General features: G+C 70.5%; 20 protein-coding genes and 3 pseudogenes. 6 read left to right on the forward strand and 17 right to left on the reverse strand.

Going from position 1 to position 24,194, the window contains the following annotated elements; translation table 11 throughout:
• Positions 1 to 275 precede the first annotated feature (275 nt).
• A complete protein-coding gene (locus tag ACFWWR_RS15125; RefSeq protein WP_384303556.1) occupies positions 276 to 1,160 on the forward strand; it encodes an alpha/beta fold hydrolase in 885 nt (294 codons plus the stop codon).
• Between the two features lie 231 nt (positions 1,161 to 1,391).
• Here ACFWWR_RS15125 and ACFWWR_RS15130 read toward each other — a convergent pair whose 3' ends face one another.
• Complete coding sequence (locus ACFWWR_RS15130; protein ID WP_384303558.1) at positions 1,392 to 1,796, reverse strand: hypothetical protein; 405 nt, start codon at positions 1,794 to 1,796, stop codon at positions 1,392 to 1,394.
• A 257-nt stretch (positions 1,797 to 2,053) separates the two neighbouring features.
• Here ACFWWR_RS15130 and ACFWWR_RS15135 point away from each other — a divergent pair, with 257 nt between their 5' ends.
• Both ACFWWR_RS15135 and ACFWWR_RS15140 read left to right on the forward strand, forming a co-directional pair.
• Positions 2,054 to 2,527: a winged helix-turn-helix transcriptional regulator gene (locus ACFWWR_RS15135; RefSeq protein WP_383874384.1), complete on the forward strand. Its 474-nt coding sequence runs from the start codon at positions 2,054 to 2,056 to the stop codon at positions 2,525 to 2,527.
• A 256-nt stretch (positions 2,528 to 2,783) separates the two neighbouring features.
• Positions 2,784 to 3,656 (forward strand): alpha/beta fold hydrolase, encoded by an 873-nt coding sequence (locus ACFWWR_RS15140; RefSeq protein ID WP_384303560.1) that lies wholly within the window; start codon positions 2,784 to 2,786, stop codon positions 3,654 to 3,656.
• A 180-nt stretch (positions 3,657 to 3,836) separates the two neighbouring features.
• Here ACFWWR_RS15140 and ACFWWR_RS15145 read toward each other — a convergent pair.
• The 7 genes and pseudogenes from ACFWWR_RS15145 to ACFWWR_RS15175 form a co-directional block, all read right to left on the reverse strand.
• A pseudogene (locus tag ACFWWR_RS15145) lies at positions 3,837 to 4,688 on the reverse strand (MFS transporter); the annotation flags it as partial.
• 70 nt (positions 4,689 to 4,758) lie between these two features.
• Positions 4,759 to 5,457: an SDR family oxidoreductase gene (locus tag ACFWWR_RS15150; protein WP_383874377.1), complete on the reverse strand. Its 699-nt coding sequence runs from the start codon at positions 5,455 to 5,457 to the stop codon at positions 4,759 to 4,761.
• Between the two features lie 184 nt (positions 5,458 to 5,641).
• Positions 5,642 to 6,125, reverse strand: a pseudogene (locus tag ACFWWR_RS15155) (zinc-binding dehydrogenase); the annotation flags it as partial.
• Between the two features lie 332 nt (positions 6,126 to 6,457).
• Positions 6,458 to 6,658, reverse strand: a pseudogene (locus tag ACFWWR_RS15160) (NAD(P)-binding protein); the annotation flags it as partial.
• Positions 6,659 to 6,770: 112 nt separating this feature from the next.
• Positions 6,771 to 8,228 carry a class I adenylate-forming enzyme family protein gene (locus tag ACFWWR_RS15165; RefSeq protein ID WP_384303562.1) on the reverse strand — a complete coding sequence of 486 codons (1,458 nt, stop codon included), beginning with the start codon at positions 8,226 to 8,228 and terminating at the stop codon, positions 6,771 to 6,773.
• A 35-nt stretch (positions 8,229 to 8,263) separates the two neighbouring features.
• Positions 8,264 to 9,187, reverse strand: a complete 924-nt coding sequence (locus ACFWWR_RS15170) for an alpha/beta hydrolase (RefSeq protein ID WP_384303564.1) — start codon at positions 9,185 to 9,187, stop codon at positions 8,264 to 8,266.
• Positions 9,188 to 9,194: 7 nt separating this feature from the next.
• Complete coding sequence (locus tag ACFWWR_RS15175; RefSeq protein WP_384303566.1) at positions 9,195 to 10,163, reverse strand: enoyl-CoA hydratase/isomerase family protein; 969 nt, start codon at positions 10,161 to 10,163, stop codon at positions 9,195 to 9,197.
• 260 nt (positions 10,164 to 10,423) lie between these two features.
• Between ACFWWR_RS15175 and ACFWWR_RS15180 the strand changes: the two genes are divergently transcribed.
• Complete coding sequence (locus tag ACFWWR_RS15180) at positions 10,424 to 11,107, forward strand: TetR/AcrR family transcriptional regulator (protein WP_384303600.1); 684 nt, start codon at positions 10,424 to 10,426, stop codon at positions 11,105 to 11,107.
• Positions 11,108 to 11,141: 34 nt separating this feature from the next.
• On the opposite strand, the gene ACFWWR_RS15185 is transcribed toward ACFWWR_RS15180, so the two are convergent.
• The 9 genes from ACFWWR_RS15185 to ACFWWR_RS15225 form a co-directional block, all read right to left on the reverse strand.
• Positions 11,142 to 12,038: a short-chain dehydrogenase/reductase gene (locus tag ACFWWR_RS15185; RefSeq protein ID WP_384303568.1), complete on the reverse strand. Its 897-nt coding sequence runs from the start codon at positions 12,036 to 12,038 to the stop codon at positions 11,142 to 11,144.
• Positions 12,039 to 12,390: 352 nt separating this feature from the next.
• Entirely contained in the window at positions 12,391 to 13,563 is a 1,173-nt protein-coding gene (locus ACFWWR_RS15190; protein ID WP_384303570.1) for an exo-alpha-sialidase, read from the reverse strand.
• A 112-nt stretch (positions 13,564 to 13,675) separates the two neighbouring features.
• Positions 13,676 to 14,455, reverse strand: a complete 780-nt coding sequence (locus ACFWWR_RS15195) for an HpcH/HpaI aldolase/citrate lyase family protein (protein ID WP_383874365.1) — start codon at positions 14,453 to 14,455, stop codon at positions 13,676 to 13,678.
• A 74-nt stretch (positions 14,456 to 14,529) separates the two neighbouring features.
• A complete protein-coding gene (locus ACFWWR_RS15200; protein WP_384303572.1) occupies positions 14,530 to 15,519 on the reverse strand; it encodes an aldo/keto reductase in 990 nt (329 codons plus the stop codon).
• A complete protein-coding gene (locus ACFWWR_RS15205) occupies positions 15,516 to 16,457 on the reverse strand; it encodes an ABC transporter ATP-binding protein (RefSeq protein ID WP_384303574.1) in 942 nt (313 codons plus the stop codon). The genes ACFWWR_RS15200 and ACFWWR_RS15205 overlap by 4 nt, the downstream gene beginning before the upstream one ends.
• Positions 16,454 to 17,338 carry an ABC transporter ATP-binding protein gene (locus ACFWWR_RS15210; RefSeq protein ID WP_383874359.1) on the reverse strand — a complete coding sequence of 295 codons (885 nt, stop codon included), beginning with the start codon at positions 17,336 to 17,338 and terminating at the stop codon, positions 16,454 to 16,456. Before ACFWWR_RS15210 ends, ACFWWR_RS15205 begins: the two co-directional genes overlap by 4 nt.
• Positions 17,339 to 17,341: 3 nt before the next feature.
• Positions 17,342 to 18,256 carry an ABC transporter permease gene (locus ACFWWR_RS15215; RefSeq protein ID WP_384303576.1) on the reverse strand — a complete coding sequence of 305 codons (915 nt, stop codon included), beginning with the start codon at positions 18,254 to 18,256 and terminating at the stop codon, positions 17,342 to 17,344.
• A gap of 2 nt (positions 18,257 to 18,258) precedes the next feature.
• On the reverse strand, positions 18,259 to 19,188 hold the full coding sequence (locus ACFWWR_RS15220; protein ID WP_384303578.1) for an ABC transporter permease: 930 nt from the start codon (positions 19,186 to 19,188) through the stop codon (positions 18,259 to 18,261).
• Positions 19,189 to 19,191: 3 nt separating this feature from the next.
• A complete protein-coding gene (locus tag ACFWWR_RS15225) occupies positions 19,192 to 20,766 on the reverse strand; it encodes an ABC transporter substrate-binding protein (RefSeq protein WP_384303580.1) in 1,575 nt (524 codons plus the stop codon).
• A 223-nt stretch (positions 20,767 to 20,989) separates the two neighbouring features.
• Here ACFWWR_RS15225 and pdxA point away from each other — a divergent pair, with 223 nt between their 5' ends.
• Positions 20,990 to 23,299 carry a 4-hydroxythreonine-4-phosphate dehydrogenase PdxA gene (pdxA, locus tag ACFWWR_RS15230; protein ID WP_384303582.1) on the forward strand — a complete coding sequence of 770 codons (2,310 nt, stop codon included), beginning with the start codon at positions 20,990 to 20,992 and terminating at the stop codon, positions 23,297 to 23,299.
• Between the two features lie 56 nt (positions 23,300 to 23,355).
• Positions 23,356 to 24,168, forward strand: coding sequence for a DeoR/GlpR family DNA-binding transcription regulator (locus ACFWWR_RS15235; RefSeq protein ID WP_383874349.1), 813 nt, complete (start codon positions 23,356 to 23,358; stop codon positions 24,166 to 24,168).
• Positions 24,169 to 24,194 lie beyond the last annotated feature (26 nt).

Raw genomic sequence — 24,194 nt, forward strand, 5'->3', positions numbered from 1 at the left:
GCCGGCAGTCGGTGCGCCCTGGCCGTGCCGCTTCGTCCGCTCCGCGACATCGAGGGCCTGCCTGTGGGGGAGGGGTGGACTTCTCGCGGTACCGATTCGCTGTCTGGGTGTCCCGGCCTCGCTGCCGTCGTGTGCGAGCTTCTCTTGCGAGGTGCATTAAAGTATGGTCATAATTCAATCGTCGGTGAGGCTGAAGGGCTCAACCGAACAGGTCCGACTCCTACGGGCCTTCTGCCGTCGACCGAACCGACTGCAGCCGCAGTCCACAAACCCCCATGCAGAAGGGCACGGCCGTGAACGACGCGCAAGGAGTACGAGGCGACGTGGTGACGTCGTACAAGAAGGCGCCCACACGCACCCTCGCCGCCGGTGGAGTGACCTTCGCCTACCGCGACCTCGGCCCGAAGACCGGCGTCCCGGTGGTCTTCATCACCCACCTTGCCGCGGTCCTCGACAACTGGGACCCCCGGGTCGTCGACGGCATCGCCGCCAGGCATCGCGTCATCACCTTCGACAACAGGGGTGTCGGCGCTTCCAGCGGCTCGACGCCAAAGACCATCGAGGAGATGGCGAAGGACGCCGTCACCTTCATCCGTGCACTCGGGCTCGAGCATGTCGACATTCACGGCTTCTCGATGGGCGGCATGATCGCCCAGGTGATCGCGCAGGACGAACCGCAGCTCGTCCGCAAGCTGATCCTCACGGGCACCGGCCCCGCAGGCGGCGAGGGCATCAAGAACGTGAGCCGACTGTCCCATCTCGACACTGTCCGGGCCCTGTTCACCCTCCAGGACCCGAAGCAGTTCCTCTTCTTCACCCGCACCGCGGGCGGGCGCCGAGCCGGAAAGCAGTTCCTGGCCCGCCTCAAGGAGCGTACCCACGACCGGGACAAGGCGATCTCCCTCAAGTCGTACTTCGCCCAGCTCAAGGCCATCCACCGCTGGGGGCTCGCGCAGCCCCAGGACCTCTCCGTCATCCATCAGCCCGTGCTCATCGCCAACGGCCAGAGCGACAGGATGGTGCCGACGCAGAACTCGTTCGAACTGGCCCGGCGACTGTCGAACGCCGACCTGGTCGTCTACCCCGACGCCGGCCACGGAGGCATCTTCCAGTTCCACGAGCAGTTCGTGGCGGAAGCCCTCGACTTCCTTGAGTGGTAATGAGTGGGGGGCGAGCGGCACGTGCGCCGGGGACGTTGGAGGCTTCTCCGGCCCGGCTGGTCGACCGCCCGTCAATCGGTCATCAGTCGAGGTCGGAGAAGCCACTTCGCGAGCCCGCGAGTGGCCATGCCCGGACGCGCGGAACGGCTGTCGCATCCGGGCTCGGCTCAATGCCCTCACGCATCGCCAGGCGAGGTCGACCGTCACACTGTTGCGGCTCGGTCGCTCCTGTCAGTCCAAGAACGTGTGGGCGTTCTCGATTCCCCGCTCGAGGACCTCGTCGGCGAACTTACGGTCGGCGAGGGCGCGGGACAGTTGCAGCGTCCCCACCATCATGGTGAAGAGCCCGATGGCCTTGCCGCGAGCGGACTGCGGATCCGCAGGCGCCAGACGGGCGGCGATCTCTTCCACGATGGCCGTCGCGCCCTCGGTGGACGCCTGCTTGGTGACGTCCGCGCAGCGGCCGATCTCGTCGAGCAGCGCGGCGGAGGGGCATCCGGTGCTGGGCTGGTCACGGTGTTCGGGCGACAGGTAGACGCGAACGAAGTCCTCCAGCCCCTGTCGGCCGGGCCGCAGCGCGTCGTACTTCTCCATCTGTGTGCGCAGTTCATCGGCGACAACGTTGGCGACGGCCACAGGCTTCCTCCCGTCGCGATGTGAGGCCGCTGCCTTGCAATCCGAGCTCAGTCCATGGTCTGACGTATGTAATGTTATGCCTGCGAGGCCATGTGCATGGCTTACGCCCCGCGGTGGGCGTTCGACCCCAGTGGTGATCGTCGATTGCGAGGTCGAGTGGCGATCGCGGCATCGAGAGCTGAGTATCTAAAAGTAAACTAAACTCGGTTAGTATTGCTTCCATGGATGCGTGGACCGAAGTTCTGCAAGACACCGGCATGGACCCCCGACTCGACCGGGACACGTCCAACTGCTCGATCGCGCGGACTCTTGAGATCGTGGGCGAGAAGTGGACGATCCTGATCCTGCGTGAGGTGTGGTACGGCTCGTCCCGGTTCGGTGACTTCGAACGTGTCCTGGGCTGTCCTCGTAACCTTCTGGCGACGCGGCTTCGGATGCTGGTGGAGGAAGGGATCCTGGCGACCGAGACGTACAAGGAGCCAGGTTCGCGGAGTCGGCCGAAGTATGTGATCACCCCTAAGGGCATGGATCTGGTGCCCGCCGTGATGGGGCTGCTGCAGTGGGGTGACCGCTACCGCGCCGACGCGGAGGGGCCGGCGGTGCTGGCGCGACACCGCGGGTGCGGGGCGCAGGTCGACGTCCAGATTCGCTGCGAACGAGGCCACCCGGTGCAAGCCGAGGACATCGAGAGCGTCCCCGGCCCAGCCTTTCGTATGAGGTCGCCCGAGTGAGCTGAGGACTACTCCTCCGTCAGCTTTCCGTGATCCGGCCGCTCTGTCGGGTACGCGCCTGATGGAGGCGGACCTTGGTGCGGTTTCCGCGGCGGGACACGGAGCACCAGCGGCGGTTGCGGGCCGGGAGCGGTCCAGGAAGCGCAGTGCACAGCGGTCCGCTCCGCAGACGCGTACGCGCCGGATCTCGGCGGACAGAAGCAAGTCGACGGCGTCCTGGGCGATGAGCGTCAACGCGAGGGTGGGAGGCGCATCCATGGGACAGCCGACAGTGGCGACCGGAGTGACGCAGGTGGACGGGGTCCGCCTGCACTACGTCCGAGGCGGGTCCGGACCTCTGCTCGTCCTGCTCCACGGCTGGCCGCAGACCTCCGACTGCTGGCGGCCGGTACTGGCGGATCTCGCCGCCGACTACACCGTCGTGGCGCCGGACCTGCGCGGATACGGCCTGAGCGACAAGCCCACCACTGGTTACGACAAGCGGCGTATGGCCGCCGACATGGCAGGCCTCGTCGAGGCGCTCGGCTTCGAGCGGGCCATGGTCGTGGGCCACGACCGCGGCGCTCGCGTGGGGCACCGCTGGGCGCTGGACCGCCCGGACCAGGTGGAGCGGCTGGCCGTGCTCGACATCGTCCCCACCCGGGAGATGTTCAGCCGCCTGGACGCCTCGCTCGCCTCCGGGTACTGGCACTGGCTGTTCCACATGCAGCCCGATCTGCCCGAGCGCTTGGTGGGGCACGACATCCGCGGGTATCTCGAGTACTTCTTCGAGCGGTGGACCTACAACCGCCACGCACTCACAACCGAGGCGGTCGACGGCTACGTCCGTGCGTTCTCCCGCCCGGGCGCCCTGCGTGCGAGCCTCGACGACTACCGCGCCATGGAGGAGGACACCGCGCTCGACGACGTCGACGCCGCCGAAGGCCGCCGCCTCACCATGCCGCTGCTGGCGCTGTGGGGTTCCGTGGGGCTGCCTGCCCGCCTGCCGACACTGGAGATCTGGCGTGACTACGCCGACGACGTCACCGGTGCCGAGATCCCGGAGTGCGGCCACTTCATCCCGGAGGAGCAACCGGAGGCGCTGCTGGCGCATCTGAGGCCTTTCCTGGCCGGCGGGACGAGCCGGTGAGCCCTTACGGTGACGGAAGTCGATGCCCCTCAGCCGGTCGAGGGCCGGCCCGAGGGGTGCGCTGTCCGAGGGGCCCTCGACCACGGTGTGATGAACCCGCGCGGCGAACGAGCCCGGAAGGCAGGACAGGCTGATGGGCGGCCCGCCGTACACCGGCTGGGCCGCCCCTCGGTCCGGGATTCAGGTCGCGACCGTGACGCCGGCCGCAGCATCTGCCGTGGCCAGGCCGGCAGCCGGTCCGTCGGCCTTGCGCTGCCGGGGCGTCAGCAACGCCAGGGCCGCGGCCAGGGCGAGCGCACCGGCCCCGACCCAGAGCGCCGGGACCAGCCCGTGCACGAACAGTGCGGCGGACCCGTAGCCGCCCTGGGCGGAGAAGACCGCCGCCAGCGAGGCGACGCCGATGGCGCCGCCGACCTCACGGATCGCGTTGTTGGCGCCGGAGGCGATGCCCTGCTCCTCGGGGCGGACCTTACTCATGACGAGGTTGGCGCTGGGAGCGAAGAACATCCCCATGCCGATCCCGCAGACGATCAGAGCCGGCAGCAGAGCGGTGTACGACACCTGCGGCTCGACCGCCAGCGCCCAGAGCCCGAGGCCCACCGCGTTCAGGGCCATGCCCACCGTGACGACCGGTGCGCCGCCGATGCGGTCGGACAGGGCTCCTGCGAGCGGTCCGGCGATCATGGGCATCGCGGTCCAGGGCAGCATCCGCACGCCGGCTTCCATAGGTGAGTAGCCGCCGAAGGTCTGCAGGTACTGGCTGAGCAGGAAGATCGCCCCGAACATGCCCAGCAACATCAGCAGGCTGGCCGCGTTGATGGCGCTGAAGGAACGGTGGCGGAACAGGCGCATCGGCAGCATCGGGTGCTTGGCGCGCAGTTCGTAGAAGACGAAGCCGACGAGCAGGGCCGTACCCGCGATGAAGCCCCCCAGCACCGTTGTGCTGGTCCAGCCGTCGGCGTTGCCGCGTATCAGGGCGTAGACGATGCCGAACAGACCGCCACTGGCCAGGATTGTTCCGACCAGGGCGAGGGACGGCATGGCGTGCGGCAGCGAGCACCGGCATCGACTCGGCTCGGTGCGGATTCTTGGGCGGCTGCCCTTAGGGGAGCTGCGGGTAGAGCACGGAGACGCCTCCGGCCAGTGCGGCCTGGGCCTGGCGGGCGGCGTCGTCCGCGAGGATCTCGTAGGCGTCGGCGGCGATGCCGTCGATGGCGATCCGGGCGATGTCGGCGGGGTCGGACTTGGCCGAGGTGACGGCCCGGACCATGTCGGTGTCCATGTAGCCGACGTGCAGGCCGGCCACGCGGATGCCCTGGTCGGCGAGCTGCACGCGCAGGGCGTTGGTGAGCGACCACTCCGCGGACTTGGCGGCGCAGTAGGCACCGAATTCCGGGAAGCTGACCCAGGACAGGCCGGACAAGACGTTCAGGATTGCGCCGCCGCCGTTGGCCGCGATCTGGGGTGCGAAGGTGCGGGTCACCGAGAGGGTGCCGAAGTAGTGGGTGTCCATTTCCACTCGGACGTCGTTCAGGTCCGCGTTCAGCAGGTCGGCGCCGGTGGAGGATCCGGCGTTGTTGATGAGGAGGGTCACGTCGCCGGTGGCCTGGGCTGCGGCCGCGACGGAGGCGGGGTCGGTGATGTCGAGCGCGATCGGCTTGGCGCCGGGCAGGTCGACCTGGTCGGGGTTGCGGGCGCCGGCGTAGACGGTGGCGCCGCGGCTGAGCAGTTCGGCGGCGAGGGCCCGGCCGAAGCCCCGGTTGGCTCCGGTGACGAGGGCGGTGCTGGTGGAGAGGTCCATGGAGGTTCCTGACGAAATGGCGATTGAAGTATGACCGTAATATTAAACGGGGAGAGTCGGTGCGCGCAAGCGCTCTGCGCGAAAGGTGTGCCCCGCCCCTGGTGCGCCGACTGTGCCCGCGACCAACCGAAAGGGGCCTGCCATGCGCACGGCAGGCCCCCTTCGCGGTCCGTCGAAGGTGGACTCAGAGCTTGACGATCATCTTTCCGACGTTCTCGCCCCGCATCATCGCGAGGAAGGCGTCCAGGGTGCTGTCGGGGCCGTCCCGCACAGGACGATCCGTGCGTGCAGCTTGAGGGCGCCGATCACCGCCTCCAGGTGCTCACCCCCGACGTTGTCGAAGAAGACGTCGATGCCCTCCGGCGCCGCCTTGGCCAGTTGTTCGGCGACCGGCCCGTTCTTGTAGTTGAACGCCGCCTCATAGCCGTACTCCTCGATGAGCAGCTTGACCTTCTCGTCCGAGCCCGCGCTGCCGATCACCCGTCCGGCGCCCTTCAGCTTGGCGATCTGCCCGACCTGGGTGCCGACGGCACCTGCCGCCCGGAGACGAATACCGTGTCGCCCTCCTTGATCTTCGCGAACCGCTGCAGACCGATGTACGCGGTGAGGCCGGGGACGCCGAGCACGCCCAGGTAAGCGGTGAGAGGCGCGAGGTCCGGGTCCACCTTCTGGGTTGTTGCGGGTGGACGATCGGGCCGCGGAAGTCTCGCGCCCCTCGAAGTGGGGGGTGTAGCCGCCGGCGTAGTCGTAGTAGCCGGCAGCTGAGAACAGCACGCCGCAGGTGACGTCGAACTGATCGCCGCCGTTGGTGGGTTCGAGCGTCACGGTCCGGCGTGAGGTGTCGGACGAGAAATCCGCGCGGAGCACCTTGTGGCCGAGGCGCAGGTGCCGATCGAGGTCGTTCTCGGTGATCGCCTCGTGCAGGTAGTCGAGGATCTCGTGTGCGTCGGATGGCGTTGTCCTTGGTCCACGGCTTGAACTCGAAGCCGAAGCTCTGCATGTCGGCGTCGGATCGAATACCCGGGTAACGGAACAGGTCCCAGGTCCCGCCGATCGCGTCGCGGCCGTCGACGATGGCGAAGGTCCGACCCGGCTGCTTCGACTTCAGGTGACAGCCCAGGTCGATGCCGGAGATGCCGGCTCCGACGATCAGCACGTCGACATGCTGGAGCCTCGGTGTCACTGCGGCGGTTTCGCTCATCGGGTTCCTCCTTGAGGCTGTGGCCGCCCGGAACTGGACTCACCCCGGACGGGACTACAGGCCGTCACCTGAGACGCCCCAGAGCGCGCCATCAACTTGATCAGGACCGGGCCTAGAGGGCGGCGTGGCGGGTACGCAACGAGGCTTTGTCGATCTTGCCGACCGCGTTCTTCGGGATGGCTTCCACCACGAAGAACGCGGTCGGGCGCTTGTAGCCGGTAAGGCTGCGCGCGCAGAGGGCTTTGAGAGCCGACAGATCGACGTTCGACCCCGGCCGCGGCTGGACGTAGGCGACAACCACCTCGCCCCACTTTTCGTCGGGTACGCCGATCACCGCGGCCTCGAGCACCGACGAGTCGCCTGCGAGCACGTCCTCGATCTCCTTGGGGTAGATGTTCTCCCCACCACGGATGATCATGTCTTTCGAGCGCCCGACCAGGGTCAGATAGCCCGCGGCGTCGAGGTGGCCCACATCGCCCGTGTGCAGCCAGCCGTCGACGATGACTTTGGCTGTTTCGTCGGGGCGGCCGAGGTAACCACGCATGACGTTGGGGCCCTTCACGACGACTTCACCGTCCAAGCCCGGCGCCACCTCGCTGCCGTCGGCGTCGACGATCCGGATCTCCTGGCCGGGGAAGGGAAGCCCCACGGTCCCGGCGCGCCGCGGGCCGGCGACGGGGTTGATGGTGGAGCCGCAGGTTCCTTCGGACAGCCCGTACCCCTCGACGAGGGGGAACCCGTACCGGGCCTCGAACCGGGACAGCAGATCGGCGGAGGCGGGTGCGGCGCCGCAGACTCCGAACCGCAGCGACGACGTGTCGGGCCGGACGTCCGGGAGTGCCGCGAGGATGCTGTAGATCGTCGGTACCGCGCTGAAGAAGGTGGGGCGCTCCTGCTCGACGAGGTCGAAGAAGGTGCGGGGATCGAACCGGCCTGCGACGACGACGCTCGCGCCCACGAGCAGAGGCATGAGGACGCTGACCACGATGCCGTTGACGTGGAAGAGCGGCAGGATCAGCAGGCACCGGTCGGCCGGCCCGACCTCCAACGCCTGGCGCCCCATCTCCACCATGGCGTCGATGTTGGCGTGGTCGAGCATCACGCCCTTGGGCACCCCGGTCGTACCGCTGGTGTAGATGAGCAGGGCCAGCGTGGCCGGGTCCAGAAGCGGTGCTTGATCCGGCTCCACCGTTCCTTCGTACAGTTCGCCGACGGCGAGTACGGCAACACCGTGCGCCACTACGGCCGCACCGTCCTCGACCACCAGCAGGCGCGCACCGGAGTCCTGGAGCTGTCGAGCCACTTCGACGTCGGTCATGCTCGGGTTGACCGGTGTGATGGTGGCGCCGAGCCGCCAGGCGGCGAACAGCAGGATGACGAACTCGACGCGGTTCGTCAGCTGGAGGGCGACGACGTCACCGGGACCGATTCCGAGGTCCTGGAGCTGACGCGCTGCCATGCGGACCCGGCTCAGCAGCTGCGAGTTGGTGAGGGACTGGTGCCCGTCGCAGACCGCGGCCCCGTGGGGGTCGAGCTCGGCGCGGCGGTCGGGCAGAGAAGCGAAATTCATGGCGGGCGTACCTGTCTCGGTGTGATGCGATCCGGTCAAGGAGTCGACGCGGCGGGTGCCGGGTGCAACTGGCGGGCGAGGAACTCCGTCTGGTCGCGCACCAGTTCCTCGAAGGTCTCGCCGGTGTAGAAGTCGAAGTGGCCGGCGTCGTACCTCTTGATCTCTCCTCGGGGCGCGGTGCCCGCGTACCGGAGGGTCTGGGCGGGGGGCGTGACCGAGTCGGTGTTGCTGACGCAGAAGAGGATCGGCATGGTGACCTTCTTCGCCGCACGTCCGGGCCGGTAGGCGGCGATGGTCGGGATCACCCGTGCCGCCACCTCGTTGCGGAACGTTGTCCCGGGCGGCTGCAGCGCCTGGTATCCGGGCAGGGCGTCCGCAGCGTTCATGAGGGCCGGTGAACCGGGGGCGGCGGCGATGGGAACCATCGCGGGCGCCCTGCCGCGGACCCTGGTCGCCAGATCCCGGGCGAGCACGGGGGTCATCCTGAGTGAGGCGACCGGGCCCAGTGCGAGCGCGGACGCGAGGCCGTCGGTGAACGGGCACTGGGCCACGGCCGCGCGCAGTTCGGGATGGCGGGAGGCGACGGTGATGGCGTGGCCGCCGCCGAAGGAGCTGCCCCAGACCGCGACACGGGAGCGGTCGACGTCCGGGCGGGACTTGACGTAGGCGAGCGCGGCATCCCAGTCGGCGAGCTGACGCTTGATCGACAAAAACTGGCGCGGCTGGCCGCCGCTGTCGCCGAAGTGCCGATAGGTGAAGGCCACGGCGGCGATACCGGCCTGCGCGAAACGCTCGGCGAAGGCGTCCAGGCGCATCTCGCGGGTGGCGCCCAGGCCGTGCCCGAGGACGACGACGGGCGGGGAGGTGACGCCTGTGGGGAGGTAGAACCACCCGGCACAGCTGCTGTCACCGGAGGGGAACGTGATGTCGTGGCGGGTGAAGGAGTGCGCGGTGGTCATCGTTGGCTCACCGTCCGTTCGCCGAGCGGTGCCCGGGCACACTGCCCGAGGCGAGCGCCTGTGCGTAGGTGTCCGGCCGGTAGAGCGGGAGCTCGCCGGTGGCGTCCGTCGTCTCCATGTAGTCGAGCATCAGTTCCTGCCCCTCCTTCGACATGACTCGGGTGAAGAACTCGGCGCGTTCGACGTGCAGGCCGTCCTCCAGGGACATCGAGCCGCCGAAGTACACCGCCCTCTTGGCGGCCGAGACCGAACCCTTGGACCGCTTGCCGAAGCGCTCCGCGAGTTCGACCGCCTGCGCGAGCACCTTGTGCTGCGGAACGACCTGGTCGACCGCGCCGTTGGCGAGAGCCTCCGCGGGCGTGAACGGCTTACCTTCGAGGATCGCGGCCAGGGACCGGTGGGTGCCGATCAGGCGGGTCAGCCGCTGGGTGCCGCCTCCACCCGGGATGATGCCGAGGAGGATTTCCGGCTGGCCGATGAAGTAGTCCCCGTCGGCCATGACCCGCAGATCGCATGCCCAGGCGAACTCGGCGCCGAGACCGAGAGCCGAACCGTTGAGGGCGGCGACGAAGAGGACACCGCTGGCGTTCATCCGGAGGAAGGTCGTGTGCAGACGCTCCAGCTGGAGGGCTCCCCGCATCGGGGTCCTGCGCATCACAGACCCGAGGAGACGGGACCGGTCCACGTGCTTAGCCGCGCGTACGACGGCGGCGGCACCGCGTCGGCCGACCGTAGGGCTCGCGGCGCCCTCTTCCTGCAGCCACCGAACCGCGGCATGGCTGACGAACCGCTCGGGATGCGCCCCGGTGAAGACGACGGCACGGATGCTCGGATCGCGGTCGGCCCGGGTAACCAGCTTGTCCAGCTGATGGGCGATGTCGAGGCCGAACACCTGGTGCCGGCCGCCGTCGACCCGGACGACCAGGACGGCCCCGAGATCTTCGACTTCCAGATGGCCCTTGTCCTTGTACGGCATGAATTCTGCTCCCGTGCTGAGTTCATGGGGGTGGAGACTGCGTGGGGACAACCGCGGAGGCGTGTCGCAGCGATGGGGTCGGGTTCGCCCCGACGGGCTGGGTCCGCACCGGTGGCAGGAGACTGGACCGGCGCGTGATGACGTGTCCCAGGACGGACGCGTGTATCCGGCACGTCACGTCACGTGCGATGTGTACTATTGCCGTGAGGATTACATAACCAAGTTATTTCAGGTGTGTCAACGGTGGAGGCGTGCGAGACATGGCAGGGCGGGCGAGGCTTGATGACGCACCGGAACGGCTTGTGCGGGCGGCCATCGGTCTGCTGGCCGAGCAGGGGCCATCGGCTGTGAAAGCGCGCACGGTGGCTTCCGCGAGCGGACTGTCGACGATGGTGGTCTACAGCCACTTCGGTGGGATCCCCGAGCTGATGGGCGCTGTTGCCGACCATGGGTTCAAGGAACTCGGCAGAGCGTTCGCACAGGTACCGGTGACGCAGGACTCGATCGCGGATCTCTATGCCATGGCCTTGAGCTGCCGGCGGCTGGCCCGCGAGAATCCTCACCTCTACGACCTGATGTTCGGGCTGTCCACTCGGGCGACGTACCGGCCCCTGTCGGATGCGGACCTTCGCCTGAGTGGGCATTCCCCGGCCTTTCGGGAAGCCCACGCTCATGTGATCGCAGCGTGCGAACGGCTCGTGCACTCCGGCAGGGTCGAGCGGCAGGAACCCGAAGTCATCGCCGCCCAGTTGTGGAGTCTCGTGCACGGTTACATCACGCTTGAACTGGCTGACCATTTCGTCGAGTTCGACGACGCCGTGGTGCAGGTCCTGCTGCCGATGGGCGTGAACTTCTCTGTCGGGTTGGGTGACGAGCGGGAACGTGCCAAGGCCTCGCACGAGGCCGGCGCCCGCCTGTACGACTCGATCGTCCAAGGCCACTGAGGAGTCGGGTGGTGGGGCACAGTCCGGTGCCCGGCTAGGACGACCTGGTCTCCACGGCAGGGGCATCGGTACCCGGCGTGAGTTGGTCATGCCTCCCCAACGCCGCGACCTCCCGTTCGAGGGACGGAACCGCCCGGGCCGCGAAGCGCCTCGCCCAGGGCCAGGCGAGCGGTGAGTTCAGCGCTCCCTTCGCCCAGTTGGCCACGGCGACCGCGCGCGGCACGTACACGCGGCTGCGTCGGCGCACGAGCCCGTCGACGATCGCGGCAGCCGCCCGGTCGGCGCTCGTGGTGACGTTGCCCGGATAGGGCAGCCGCCGGCGCAGCCCCTGGAAGGAGGGGAGGTCCGCCTCGGCGCCCCGGACGAGGTCCGTGTCGATCCAGGAGGGGTGCACCAGGCCGACCGTGACGCCGAGATGTGCCACCTCCTGACGGTAGGTCAGGGCGAGCAACTCGGCCGCCGCCTTGCTCGCGCCGTACGAGGCCATCGCGGCCAGCGGCATGAACGACAGCGCGGACGCCACGACCACCACATGACCCCGGCTGCGCTCCAGATGGGGGGTCGCGTACTTGAGGGTGCGGAACACGCCGTTCAGGTTGATGTCCAGGACCCGCTCGAACGACGCCTCGTCCGTCTGCCGCACCGTCCCGTACGCCACCACGCCGGCATTGGCGACGACGAGGTCGATGCCGCCCATCACCTCCGCCGCCGCATCGATCGCCGACCGTAGGGCGGCACTGTCGCGCACATCGGCCTCATGCCACGAAGCGGCGGGGCCCAGGTCCTCGGCGAGGTCGCGCAACCGATCGGGCTCCAGTCCGATCACGGTCACACGAGCCCCTCGGGCGGCCGCCAGTCGGGCCACCTTCTCGCCGATGCCGCGTGCCGCACCTGTGACAACCAGCCTTCTGCCCTGCAAGTCACGTTTCATGACGGCAACATAACTTCGTTATTGATGGGGCGCAAGATGCCGCGCACCGGCCGATGCTCGGTTTACCTGCTGGGTCTCACGACTGGACGAACCTGCACCGGCTGGACCGGCTGGTGGGGGAGGGACCAGGCACCGCGCTTGCGGCGGAAGCACGTCCTGCCGTTTCGGGGCATCATCGAGACGGTGGTGGCAAGACGCCCGCGGCGCAGGTCGGGTTCCAGGCCCCCGCGTCTGCGGCATGATCCGCCGGACGGGCCTAGGCGCATCTTGTGTGCGATGACCGCCTCGGCGCGACCCGCGAGGATCACGTCCGCGGCTCGGCCGTCGAGGCCCGACCGGCCCGAGCGGTCACTCACCTCGCGCTCCGCGAGGTGAGCCTGATGTGGCGGATGACCTTTCGGTGGTGTGTGTAGGCGATGTGGAGGGCGCCGTCCGGTGTCTGCGTTATCGAGGGATAGGACAGTTCGCGGTTGAGGCCGTCGCGGGAGTTGTTGGTCAGGCAGTGGCCGTCGCCGGTCACGAGGTCGGCGCGCAGCGGCCAGCTGAGGCCGCCGTCGGACGAGAGGGCGAGGCTGAGCGGCGCGCGCGGGGCTCCCCAGAACGCGGTCGAGGGGGTCTGCCGTACCGCCGTCGTCACCGAGCCGTCCGGGGCCTTGCCGTCGGCGAGTGAGCCCGTGTCGTCGATCTCGTCGTAGAGGGAGATTCGGCGGGCGGTCGCGTCGGCGGCGCTGCTGTGGTTGTAGACGAGGGCCAGGCGGCCGTCGGCCAACGGGACGTACTGGATCGAGGAGTTGTTGTTCGGCAGGTCCAGCGGTTGCGGCTCGCTCCAGGTGTCGCCGTCGTCCAGCGACACGGACCGGTGCACGGCGTCGGCGCGCCGGCTGCGGTAGAGGGCGAGCAGGGAACCGTCCGGCAGTCGGTGGACGTTCATGTGCACCAGGCCCGTGGAGCCGGGCACGGGGTGCTCGGACCAGGTGCCGCCGTCGTCGTCGCTGATCATGACGGCGCTGGTGTCGAGGTCGCCCGACCACTTCTCGCCGGGGGCGGTCCGGCAGCGGAAGACGGGCAGCAGCAGGCGGCCGGTGGGCAGGACGACGGGTGGCTGGCGGACGAAGACGCCGCCGACGCCCGGGGTCGCGGGGAACAGGGTGCGGGTCGGCTCCCAGGTCGTGCCGTGGTCGTGGCTGACGCGCAGCCGTACCTCGGCGGTGTCCTGGTCTCCGCCTCGCTGGGCGGTGTGCAGCAGCCACAGGGAGCCCGCGGGCATGGGGAAGAGCACGGGATTCTGCTCGGAGCGTGCCGGGTCGTCCGAGAGGCGGACGGGCTCCGTCCACGTCGTGGTGCCGGGCGCGAGCCTCGAGAACCACACGCTGATGTCCGCCATGCCCTCCTGCGTGCCGCCGAACCAGACGCAGCCGAGGTCGCCGCCGGGCAGCACGGTGAGGTTGGCGGCGTGGCTCTGCACGGTCGGTGCGGGCAGCGTGGTGTCGGTGCGGTCGAAGCTGTCGAGGAGTCGGTTGGTCACAGTGCCCCTCCAAGGGTCCGGACAGCGGCCAAGTGCTGGCGGGCGGTCTGTTCCAGGTGCACCAGGTCGCAGGCGGCGATCGCGAAGGTGAAGGAGTCGAGGCGTCGGTTCGTCACAGTGCGTCCTCAGGGGTCCGGGCAGCGGTCAGGTGTCGGCGCGCGGTCTGTTCCAGGTGCACGAGGTCGCAGGCGACGGTCGCGAACGTGAAGCCCTCGGCGAGGCGCTTGGCGGCGCTCGCGCCGTCCGGGTTGTGGATGCCCGCGGCGATTCCGGCGGCCGCCGCCGCCTCGCGTACGGTGCCGAGCGCGGCCTCGAAGGCGTCGGCCAGGTTCGGGTCCGTGGACGAGGCGCCGCCGAGGGCGATGCGCAGGTCGGAGGGGCCGACGTAGACGCCGTCGAGGCCCGGCGTCGCGCAGATCGCCTCGACGTCGGCGAGTCCTTCGGCCGTCTCGATCATGGCGAGGACGACCGTGGTGTCGTGCGTGTCGGCCGGGTCGGGGCCGATCCTCAGCGCCGAGCGCATCGGGCCGTAGGAGCGCCGGCCGAGGGGCGGGTAGCGGACCGCGGCCACGGCCTCGGCGGCCTGCGCGGCCGTGTCGACCAGCGGCACGATCACTCCGGTCGCGCCCGCGTCGAGGGCGCGGCCGATCGGGGCGGGGTCGTTGGCCTCCACCCGGACCAGGCCGACGGCCGTGGAGCCCCGGCTGTCGATCGCGAGGAGGTTGTTGAGCATGCCGGAGTAGCCGAACAGGCCGTGCTGGGCGTCCAGGGCGACGTAGTCGTAACCGAGGCGGGCGATGCGTTCGGTGGCCACGGGCGCGTCCATCAGGCACCAGTAGCCGAGCAGTTGCTCGCGGGCGCGCAGGGCGGCGGTGAACTCTGCGGGGGTCATGGGCAGGTGTTCCTTCGCAGGGGGCGGGGCGTCGAAGTCGCGTACGGGCTCAGCGGTTGTAGGTCGTGCAGGGCTCAGCGGTTGTAGGCGGGCATGGGGCCGCGCAGGCCGGCGCCGACCTCGTCACAGGCGGCGGTCACGTCGGGGGGCAGCGGTCCGGCCTGCGCGGCGGCGAGGTTGGCGCGCAGGTGCCCGGTCCGGGAACCGCCGAGCAGCAGCGCGTCGGTCGAGTCCCGGTCGAGGAGCCAGCGCAGGGCCAGTTCGGTGAGCGGGATGCCCGCGTCCTCGGCGATACGGGTCAGTTCGGCGACCGCGGCGAACAGGCGGGGATCCCAGTAGCGCTGCCGGTACATGTCCGCGAGCCGGGAGTCGGCGAACCGTCCGGTCTCGGGGGCCTTCTCGTAGTGGTGCCGTCCGGTGAGGAGGCCGCCGCCGAGCGGGTTGTAGACCATGGTGCGCAGACCGGTGACGGCGGCGTACGCCGCATACTCGACGTATTCCTCCTCGATCCGGCGGGCGAGCAGATTGTGCAGCTGCTGGGCCACGACCGGGCGTGGGGCACCCACCTCGTCGGCGACCCGCACCAGTTCGGCGATCTGCCAGGCGGCGTAGTTGGAGACGCCGAGCGCGAGGACCTTCCCCTCCGCGACGAACTCGGCGACGGTGGCGAGGGTCTCGGCGAGCGGTGTGGCCCGGTCGGGCTGGTGCAGATAGAACAGGTCGACGTGGTCGGTGCCGAGTCGCTTGAGGCTGCCTTCCAGGGCGGCGCGCAGGCCGGGGGCGGACAGCGGGGCGTGCTCCGCCTGGTCGGGGTGCGGCATGCCGGCCTTGGTGGCGAGCACGATCCGGTCGCGGTGGGCGGGGAGCAGCTCGGCGAGGATGCGTTCGCTGTCGCCGCCTGCGTAGCTGTTCGCGGTGTCCACGCCGGTGATGCTGGCCTCCAGCGCCGTCGCGAGCATGTCCGCGGCGCCGGCCCGGTCGACGGTGTCGCCGAACGTCATGGTGCCGAGGACGAGCCGGGACAGGGGCACGGGTACGTTCGGCAGTTCGATGCCGGTGGTCACTTGCCGGTTCCTTCCGGTGAGGCGGTCAGGGGGGTGTGGGGAGTCCGGGGCGTGTGCGGCTCCGGTGCGGCGGTGGCCGAGGCCGCGGCCGAAGCCGCCAGGGTGCGGGGTTTGAGTCCCCTGATCGCCGTAGGGTCGAGGGCGGCGCGGCGCAGCGCGCGGGTGTAGGGCTCGGTGGGGGCGGCGAGGACGTCGGCGGTACGGCCGCGCTCGATGACCCGTCCCGCCTTCAGGACGACGACGTCGGTGCTGATCTCGCGCACCACGCCGAGGTGGTGGGCGATGACGATGTAGGTGATGCCGGTCTCCTCGCGCAGTTCGCGCAGCAGATCGAGGACCTGGGCCTGCACGGACACGTCGAGGGCCGAGGTGGCCTCGTCGCACACCAGGAGGTCGGGTTCCGAGGCCAGGGCGCGGGCGATGGCGATGCGCTGTCGTTGTCCGCCGGAGAACTCGCCGGGCCGTCGTTCGAGTGCCGTGGCCGGCAGTCCGACGCGGTCGAGCAGTCCGGTGGCGCGGCGGCGCCGTTCGGCCTTGTCCTTCACGCCCGCGACGCGCAGCGGTTCGGCCACGATCTCCAGGGCGGTCAGGTGCGGGGCGAGGGATCCGTAGGGATCCTGGAAGACCATCTGGGCGCGGCGCCGCAGCGGCCTCAGGCGCCGCTCGGGCAGCGCGGCGAGGTCGGTGCCGTCCAGCACGATCCGCCCGGAGGCGGGCTTGAGCAGCCGTACGATCGCGCAGGCGATGGTCGACTTGCCGCTGCCCGACTCGCCGACGACGGCGAGTGAGCCGCCGCGGGGCACGCTGAAGCTGACGTGGTCGACGGCGCGCACGGGGCCGGCCGGGGTGGGGTAGTCGACGACGAGGTCCTCGACGGCGAGGAACGTCGACGCGTCAGTCACGTCGGCGGCCTCCGGTGTCGCTGCTGCTGGGCTCATCGGACTGCTCCCTGTGTGCTGTGGTCGTCGAGCCCGTCCTCGTCCCAGGGCCCGAGGCTCGGGACGGCCGCGAGCAGTTTCCCGGTGTACGGGTGTGCGGGCCTCTCGACGATCTGCTGGGCCGGTCCCGACTCGACGAACCGGCCCTCCTTCATGACGTGGATGCGGTCGGACACCAGCCGGGCGACGCCGAGGTCGTGGGTGATCATCAACATGCCCACGCCGGTGCGTTCCTGAAGGTCCATCAGCAGGTCGAGGACGCTCGCCTGGACGGTGGCGTCCAGGGCGGAGGTGGGTTCGTCGGCGACCAGCAGCCGCGGTTCGGCGGCCAGCGCGACGGCGATGAGGATGCGCTGGAGCATGCCGCCGGAGAACTGGTGCGGGTACGCCTTCCAGCGCGTTTCGGGCCTGCTGATCCGTACCTGGTCCAGCAGGTGGGTGCCGCGCTCGCGGGCCTCGGCCCGCGACAGGCCGGGGTGACGCAGCCGGAGGGCCTCGCCGAGCTGCCGCCCGACCGTGTGGACGGGGCTGAGCGCGGTCATCGGGTCCTGGGGGATGAGGGACACGGTACGGCCGCGCGCCCGCCGGGCCGCCCCGGGGTCGGTGACGACGTCCTCGCCGCCGATGCGGGCGGTGCCGGACAGCACGGCGAGGCCTTCGGGCAGCAGCCGCAGCACGCCCATCGCCGTGGTGGACTTGCCGGACCCGGACTCCCCGATGAGCGTGACGGTCTCGCCGCGTTGGACGGTGAAACTCACGCCGTCGACGGCGCGGACCACGCCACGATGGGTGACCAGTTCGATCTGCAGGTCCTCGACCTCCAGCAGGGCGCCGGAGGCCGGCAGCAGGGCGCCGGAGGCCTGTGAGGTGTCGCTGGTCATGGCTCAGGCTCCCTTCGCGGGCTTCGTCGTACGGATGCGGTCGCGCAGGCCGTCGCCCATGAGGTTGACGCCGACCACGAGGAGGGCGATGACCAGGCCGGGGAGGGTGACCAGCCACCAGGAGGTGGTGATGTAGTCCTGGCCGTCGGAGATGATGCGGCCCCAGGTGGCGAACGGCCGCTGGGGTCCGGCGCCCAGGAAGCTGAGGGCGCTCTCCAGGAGCACGGCCTGGGCGAGCAGCAGCAGGACCACCAGGCTCGCGGGGCGCAGGACGTTGGGGATGATGTGCCGTCCCAGGACCGACCAGCTGCGCATACCGAGGAGACGGGCGGCCGCCACATAGGGTTTCTCGCGTTCGACGAGGACCAGGGAGCGGGTCAGCCGGGCCACTTCCGGCCACTGGGCGATCGCGATCACGCAGGTGATGACGGTGACCGACGGGCCGAAGAGGGCGACGACGAGCAGCAGCATCATCAGCAGGGGCAGCGCCAGCTGGGCTTCGAGGAGCCGGCTGACGACCGTGTCGATCCAGCCCCCGAAATAGCCGGCCGCCGAGCCCGTGGCGATCCCGATGAGCCCGGAGACGACGACGGCGAGGATGCCCACGGTCAGCGACACCTGGCCGCCGTGCAGGATGCGGGAGAGCAGATCGCGTCCGAGCTGGTCGGTGCCGAACAGGTGCCCGTCGGTGAACGGCGGCACCCGGCGCCCGGCGAGGTTCTGGGCGTCCGGGTCCGGCAGCGGCAGCAGGCTCGCGAGGGCCACCGGCAGGGCGACCAGCGCGGTGCACAGGGCTCCCGCCCACAGTTTGAAGCGGGCGCTGCGCCGCTGCCTGGTGGCGGTGGCGCGGGCCAGGTGCCCGGCGGTGACGGCACTGGACCGGGCGCTGTCGGCGGACGGTGTGAGCGTGGTGGACATGGTCAGGCCGCCTTTCCGAGTCGGACCCGCGGGTCGAGGAGCGGGTAGGCGAGGTCGACGAGGAGCTGGACGAGGATGGCGAGGGTCGCCGTGACCAGGACGGTTGCCTGGATGAGCGGGTAGTCGCGGGTCTCCAGGGCGCGGACGACGAGGGAACCGACGCCGGGCCAGCCGAAGACGACCTCCACCAGCACGACGCCGTTGAGCAGTGCCGCGAAGCGGGTGCCGACCGCGGTGACCAGCGGGACGGACGAGTTGGCGAGGGCGTATCGCCAGGTGAGGGCCCGTTCGGAGACACCGCGCGAGCGGGCCACGGTGATGTACGGCGAGGCGAGTGCCGTGGTCATCTCGCGGCGTACGAGCCGTGAGACGAGGGCGAGTTGGAGGGTCGCGATGGTGAGGGTCGGCAGGACGAGGCCGCTCCAGGAGGTGAAGCCGGAGGCGGGCAGCACCGGCAGCAGCACGGCGAAGACGGTCAGCAGCATCACGCCGGTCCAGAAGTCCGGCATGGACTGTCCGGTGATGGTCAGGACGTTGGCGCCGAGTTCGCGCGAGGTGTCGGCGTGGCGGGCCATCCACACCCCCAGCGGGACCGCGACGGCGACGGTGACGGCGATCGCCGCGACGGAGAGCGTGATCGTGTACGGCATGCGGTCCAGGACCACGCTGAGGGCGGAGTCGTGGAAGGAGTAGCTGGTGCCGAGGTCGCCGCTCAGCAGGTCGCGCAGGAAGATTCCGTACTGGGTGATCAATGGCTTGTCGAGGCCGAACTGGGCGCGGATCCGCTCCAGGTCGGCGGTGGTGGCGCTCGGCGGCGCGTATGCGGCGGCGGGGTCTCCGGGGGCGAGCCGGACCAGCACGAACACCGTGGAGATGGTCAGGAAGACGGTCAGCAGGCTCTGGCCGAGACGGCGGGCGAGGTACTTGGTCACGGCTCAGCCCTCCAGCCGTACGGCGGTCAGGTCGTAGGAGTTGATCGGCAGCAGCCGGATGCCGTCGACGCGGGCGCGGCGGGCGAGCACGGTCTTCGGCACGAAGGCCCACATGGCCGGCCAGGTGTCCCAGACGGCGTGCTGGGCGGCGGTCAGTTTGCGGTCACGGGTGGCGGGGTCGGTCTCGGTGGCCGCGTCGGACAGCTGTCGGGCGATGCCGGGGATGACGTAGCCCATGAACGCGTCACCGGTGCGCTCGTCCTCGGCCGTGCCCGCGTACATGGCTTGCAGCATGGTGGTGGCCTGGCCGGTGGTGCCGGGGAAGCCGTTGCCGATGACGTCCCAGTCGCCTCCCTTGCCCTGGCGCCACTTGAGGATGTCGCCGCCGGGCTCGAACTGCTGCAGGGCGGCGCGCACACCGACCTCCTTCAGCATCTCCGCGACGGCCTCCATCACGGAGGCGTCCGCGGCGAACTCGCCCGACTCCCAGATGATTTTGATCCGCAGCCCGTCGGCGCCCAGGGACTTGAGCAACTGCCGTGCGCGTGCGGGTTCGTGGGCGTAGCGGCCGGTGGGTTCGGCGCCCTGGAGGCTGAGTGGGACGACTCCCCGGGCCTGCTCGGCCGAGTCGGTGAGCACGTCCCGGACGAGGGACTCGCCGTCGATGGCGTACGTCAGCGCCCGGCGCACCCGGGCGTCGGCCAGCGGATGCCCCCGCGGCTTGCGGAAGTTGTAGAAGAGCTGGCAGATCCGCACCCCGGAGGTCTGCTCGAGGTGCACGCCGGGCAGACCGGTGAGCTGTTCGGCGGAGTCGGGGGTGATGGTGTCGATGACGTCCAGTTCGCCGCTGCGCAGGGCGACGACCCGGCTCGACTCCTCCGGTACGAAGCGGACCCGGACCCGTTCGACGGGCGGCCGCCCGCCCCAGTACTCCGGAACGCGGGCCAGGGTGTACTCGCCCGCGCCGCTGTTGGCGCCGACCACCCGGTAGGGGCCGGTGCCGACGCCGGAGCGCAGTTCCTCGGGCCGGTTGTCCTTCGCCGGGGTGATGAGGATGTTGGACATCAGCCGGTCCAGGACGGGCACCGGCTTGCGGGTGTGGAGCAGGAAGGTGCGCTCGCCCGTCGCCTCGACCTCGGGGAGTTCGGGGAACAGGCCGAGGATGAACGAGCCGGCGACCTCTCCGTACATCCGCACCGCGGTGGCCACGTCGTCGACGGTCACGGGCCGGCCGTCGGAGTAGCGGATCCCGTCGCGCAGGCGGACGCTCCAGGTGGTCGGCGCGGTCATCTCGAACCGGTCGGCGAGGACCGGTGCGAGTCGCATGTCCGGACCGATGGAGGTGAGGGCCTGACGCACGGCCCGCTGCACGGTCACCGCGGCGTCGAACTGGTTGAGCTTGTTGTCCAGGCTGACCAGCGAGCGGTTCAGCCCGAGCGTGAGGGTGCCGGGGCCGGGGGCGCCGGTGGGTCCGGCGCAGGCGGCCAGCGGGGAGAGAGCGAGACCGGCGCCGCCCGCGGCGCCCCAGCGCAGCAGGGTGCGACGGCTTGGCGTCTCACTCGGTGGAGTTCGGGTCATCGTCGACCTCTCGGGGTTTTTTGTGCGGCGACCGGCTCGGGACGGCGCCCGGTCCCGCAGGACCGCCGTCGGTTGCCGTCGGTTTCTGTCGCGCCGGAAACCGTTCCACGGTTGCGCGAATCACGCAATAGGTCTCGCGCACATCGCGCAGACTGTGCCATCATCGAGCGCCGAGGCCGCCCCGCATGCCACCCCGGCTCGACTACAGGTCCAGGAGGATGACGTGTCCTTCCCCTTCCCCTCCCTCTCCCTCCGCCGCGAGGGGACGGCACCGCGACGTGTCCTCGCCCTTGCCGACGACCTGTCCGGGGCGGCGGAGACCGCGATGGCGCTGGGCGTGCCGGGCCGGATCGTGCTCGGTCCGGCGCCCTTGGACGCGCACGCGTACGGCGAGGCCGTCGTGGTCGACCTCGACTGCCGGTCCCTGCCCGCGGCCGACGCGGCCCGGCGCGTACGGGAGGCACTGCGAGCCGTGCCCTCGGACGTTCTGGTGCTGAAGAAGGCCGACTCGCTGCTGCGGGGCAACCTCGCCGCCGAGACGGCCGCCTGCGCCGACGGCACCAAGGGCGTCGTCGTCGCCACCGCCCTGCCCGCCCTCGGCCGCACGGTCCGCGGCGGTGTCGTCCATCTCGACGGCGTCCCCCTGCACATCACGGACGCCTGGCGGGCGGAGAGCACCGCGCCCCCGCCGTCGATCTCCGCCGCGCTCGGGGACGCCCGTACGACGCTCGTCCCTCTGGAGGCGGTACGGGGCGACGCGTTGCCCGCCGTGCTGCGCGCGGCGATCGCAGCCGGACACCTTCCGGTGTGCGACGCCGAGACGGACTCGGACCTGGACCTGATCGCCGCGGCGGCGCTCGCATGCGGGCCCGGCGTCCGCCTGACGGGCACGAGCGGCCTCGCCGCGGCGGTCGGCCGCCTGCTGAGGCGTACCGGCGGGACGCCGGCCGCCACCACGGCGGGACAAGCGGCTCCGGCTCCGGTCGGGGGACGCAGCCAACGTCCCCTCCTGGTCGTCGTCGGCACCGCCGATCCCTCCGTGCCTGCGCAGATCGCGCAACTCACGGAGCGCGGGGCCCGCCATGTACATGTGCACCCCGACGCCCTGACCTCCGACGTCCGGTCGCCCCCGGGCGTACCGGGTCCGTCTTCCGGCCTGTCGGACGATGTCACCGTCCTCAGCATCGACAGCGGCCCGGGCATCCGGCCCGGTTCGGCACGCCGTCTGGTGTCCACACTCGCTCGCCTCGCCGCCGAACGCGCGGGCGACGCCGACCTCGTCCTGACGGGTGGCGAGACCGCCCGCCGCGTCCTCGACGCGCTCGGCGTTCCGCACCTGGCGCCGCTCGGCCAGATCCACCACGGCGCCGTCCACGCACTCACGCCCGACGGACGCCATGTCGTCACCCGGCCCGGCAGCTTCGGAGACACCGACTCCCTGCTGCGGATCGCCACGGCGCTCCGGCCGGACCTCCCCCACCTCCCACCGCAAGGAGACCTCCCGGTGAACGCGATCCCGAGCGCCGACCACCACCGTTCGCTGCCGCTCATCGCGGTGACCATGGGAGACGGCGCGGGCATCGGCCCCGAGGTGATCGTCCCGGCGCTGCTGCACCCGGACACCCTCGCCCGCTGCCGTCCCGTCGTCATCGGTGATGCCGGACGGCTCCGGCAGGCCGCCGCGATCCTCGGTGTCGACTGCGACATCGTCTCCGTGACCGCCCCGGGCGAGGCCGAGTTCCCACCGGGCCGCGTCAACGTCGTGGACCTGGACCTGCTCCCCGCCGACCTGCCCTGGGGCGAATTGTCCGCCCTCGCCGGCGAGGCCGCCTACCAGTACGTACGGGTGGCCGCGGACCTCGCGATGAAGGGCGCCGTGCACGGCATCTGCACCGCGCCGCTCAACAAGGAGGCCCTGCACTCCGCCGGGCATCTCTACCCGGGCCACACCGAGTTGCTGGCCCACCTCACCGGCGTGGACGAGGTGTCGATGATGCTGTCGACACCCCGGGTAAAGGTCATTCACGTCACCACCCACATCGGCCTGATCGACGCCGTACGGCGCATCGAGCCGGGCCTGGTCGAGCGCACGGTGCGCCGCGGTCACGACGCGTTGGTGCGGGCCGGTGTCGCGAAGCCGGTGATCGGCGTCTGCGGCATCAACCCGCACGCGGGTGAGAACGGACTGTTCGGCTACGGCGAGGAGGAGGAGAAGATCGTTCCCGCCCTCGACGTGCTGCGCGCGGACGGCATCGACGCCCGTGGCCCGCTCCCCGCCGACACGGCCTTCTTCCTCGCCGGGCGCGGCGACTACGACCTGATCGTCGCGATGTACCACGACCAGGGGCACGGCCCGGTGAAGGTGCTGGGCATCGAGTCGGGCGTCAACCTGACCGTGGGACTGCCCGTCATCCGCACCTCGGTGGACCACGGAACGGCCTTCGACATCGCGGGCAAGGGCGTGGCCGAGGCCGGTAGCATGGTCGAAGCCGTGCGCCAGGCAGCCGAGATGTCGTCCGTACCGGTCCGCTGAGACCGCCGCCCGTAGTCCGCAGTCCGCAGTCCGCGCAGAGAAGGACTCCACGACAGATGTCTCCCCTCGGATCCAAGGCCCGGCGCGAACGGATCCTGTACGTCGCCACCACGACCGGCCTCACCAGCGTCGAGGAACTGTCGCAGCGCTTCGGCGTCACGCCCTCCACGATCCGCCGCGACCTCGCCAAGCTGACCGCCGACGGCCGGCTGGCTCGCACCTACGGCGGCGCCATGGCGCTGACCGCCCATCCCGAGGCGTCGCTCCGGCAGCGTACGGGCGAGGCGTTCGAGGAGAAGCGGGCCATCGCGCGCCGCGCCGCCATCGAGGTGCGCGCAGGTGAGACGGTGCTGCTGGACGCCGGATCGACCGTGGGCGCCCTCGCCCACGAACTGCGCTCCGCGAAGGAACTGACGGTCGCGACCACGGGGCTGACGGCCCTGCAGGAACTCTCCGACGTCGAGACGGTGCACGTCGAGTGTCTCGGCGGCACTCTGCGGCCGCTGAGCCAGGGCTTCGTCGGTCCGCTGACCGAGGCCGCGCTGGAACGGATGACCTTCGACCGGGTCTTCCTCGGTACCGACGGCATCTCGCCCGAGCACGGCATCTGCGAGGCAGACCTGCGCCAGACGCGGCTGAAGGAACTGATGGCCCGCCGCGCCGACCATGTGTACGTCCTCGCGCACGCGGCGAAGCTCGGCCGCCGCCCCTTCCACGCCTGGGCGAAGCTCCCGGCCGACTGGACCCTCGTCACCGACGACGGAGCCGACCCGTCGATCGTGGCCGAGTTGCGCGGGCGCGGCGTCGAGGTGGTGCTGACCGAGGTGGCGGCGCCCAACGGGCCGGAGCACCGGACGTCGCCCTCATGACCTCGACGGAGAGCGCCGAGCACGCT

The organism is Streptomyces sp. NPDC058678, from assembly GCF_042714835.1.
Taxonomy (GTDB): Bacteria; Actinomycetota; Actinomycetes; order Streptomycetales; family Streptomycetaceae; genus Streptomyces.

What these genes read in the sequence shown, in the direction of transcription:
- ACFWWR_RS15125 (WP_384303556.1), top strand. Translation starts at nt 276, where the DNA reads ATGCAGAAGGGCACGGCCGTGAACGACGCGCAAGGAGTACGAGGCGAC.
- ACFWWR_RS15135 (WP_383874384.1), top strand. Translation starts at nt 2,054, where the DNA reads ATGGACCCCCGACTCGACCGGGACACGTCCAACTGCTCGATCGCGCGG.
- ACFWWR_RS15140 (WP_384303560.1), top strand. Translation starts at nt 2,784, where the DNA reads ATGGGACAGCCGACAGTGGCGACCGGAGTGACGCAGGTGGACGGGGTC.
- ACFWWR_RS15150 (WP_383874377.1), bottom strand. Translation starts at nt 5,457, where the DNA reads ATGGACCTCTCCACCAGCACCGCCCTCGTCACCGGAGCCAACCGGGGC.
- ACFWWR_RS15165 (WP_384303562.1), bottom strand. Translation starts at nt 8,228, where the DNA reads ATGAATTTCGCTTCTCTGCCCGACCGCCGCGCCGAGCTCGACCCCCAC.
- ACFWWR_RS15170 (WP_384303564.1), bottom strand. Translation starts at nt 9,187, where the DNA reads ATGACCACCGCGCACTCCTTCACCCGCCACGACATCACGTTCCCCTCC.
- ACFWWR_RS15175 (WP_384303566.1), bottom strand. Translation starts at nt 10,163, where the DNA reads ATGCCGTACAAGGACAAGGGCCATCTGGAAGTCGAAGATCTCGGGGCC.
- ACFWWR_RS15180 (WP_384303600.1), top strand. Translation starts at nt 10,424, where the DNA reads ATGGCAGGGCGGGCGAGGCTTGATGACGCACCGGAACGGCTTGTGCGG.
- ACFWWR_RS15185 (WP_384303568.1), bottom strand. Translation starts at nt 12,038, where the DNA reads ATGAAACGTGACTTGCAGGGCAGAAGGCTGGTTGTCACAGGTGCGGCA.
- ACFWWR_RS15195 (WP_383874365.1), bottom strand. Translation starts at nt 14,455, where the DNA reads ATGACCCCCGCAGAGTTCACCGCCGCCCTGCGCGCCCGCGAGCAACTG.
- ACFWWR_RS15205 (WP_384303574.1), bottom strand. Translation starts at nt 16,457, where the DNA reads ATGAGCCCAGCAGCAGCGACACCGGAGGCCGCCGACGTGACTGACGCG.
- ACFWWR_RS15210 (WP_383874359.1), bottom strand. Translation starts at nt 17,338, where the DNA reads ATGACCAGCGACACCTCACAGGCCTCCGGCGCCCTGCTGCCGGCCTCC.
- ACFWWR_RS15215 (WP_384303576.1), bottom strand. Translation starts at nt 18,256, where the DNA reads ATGTCCACCACGCTCACACCGTCCGCCGACAGCGCCCGGTCCAGTGCC.
- ACFWWR_RS15225 (WP_384303580.1), bottom strand. Translation starts at nt 20,766, where the DNA reads ATGACCCGAACTCCACCGAGTGAGACGCCAAGCCGTCGCACCCTGCTG.
- ACFWWR_RS15235 (WP_383874349.1), top strand. Translation starts at nt 23,356, where the DNA reads ATGTCTCCCCTCGGATCCAAGGCCCGGCGCGAACGGATCCTGTACGTC.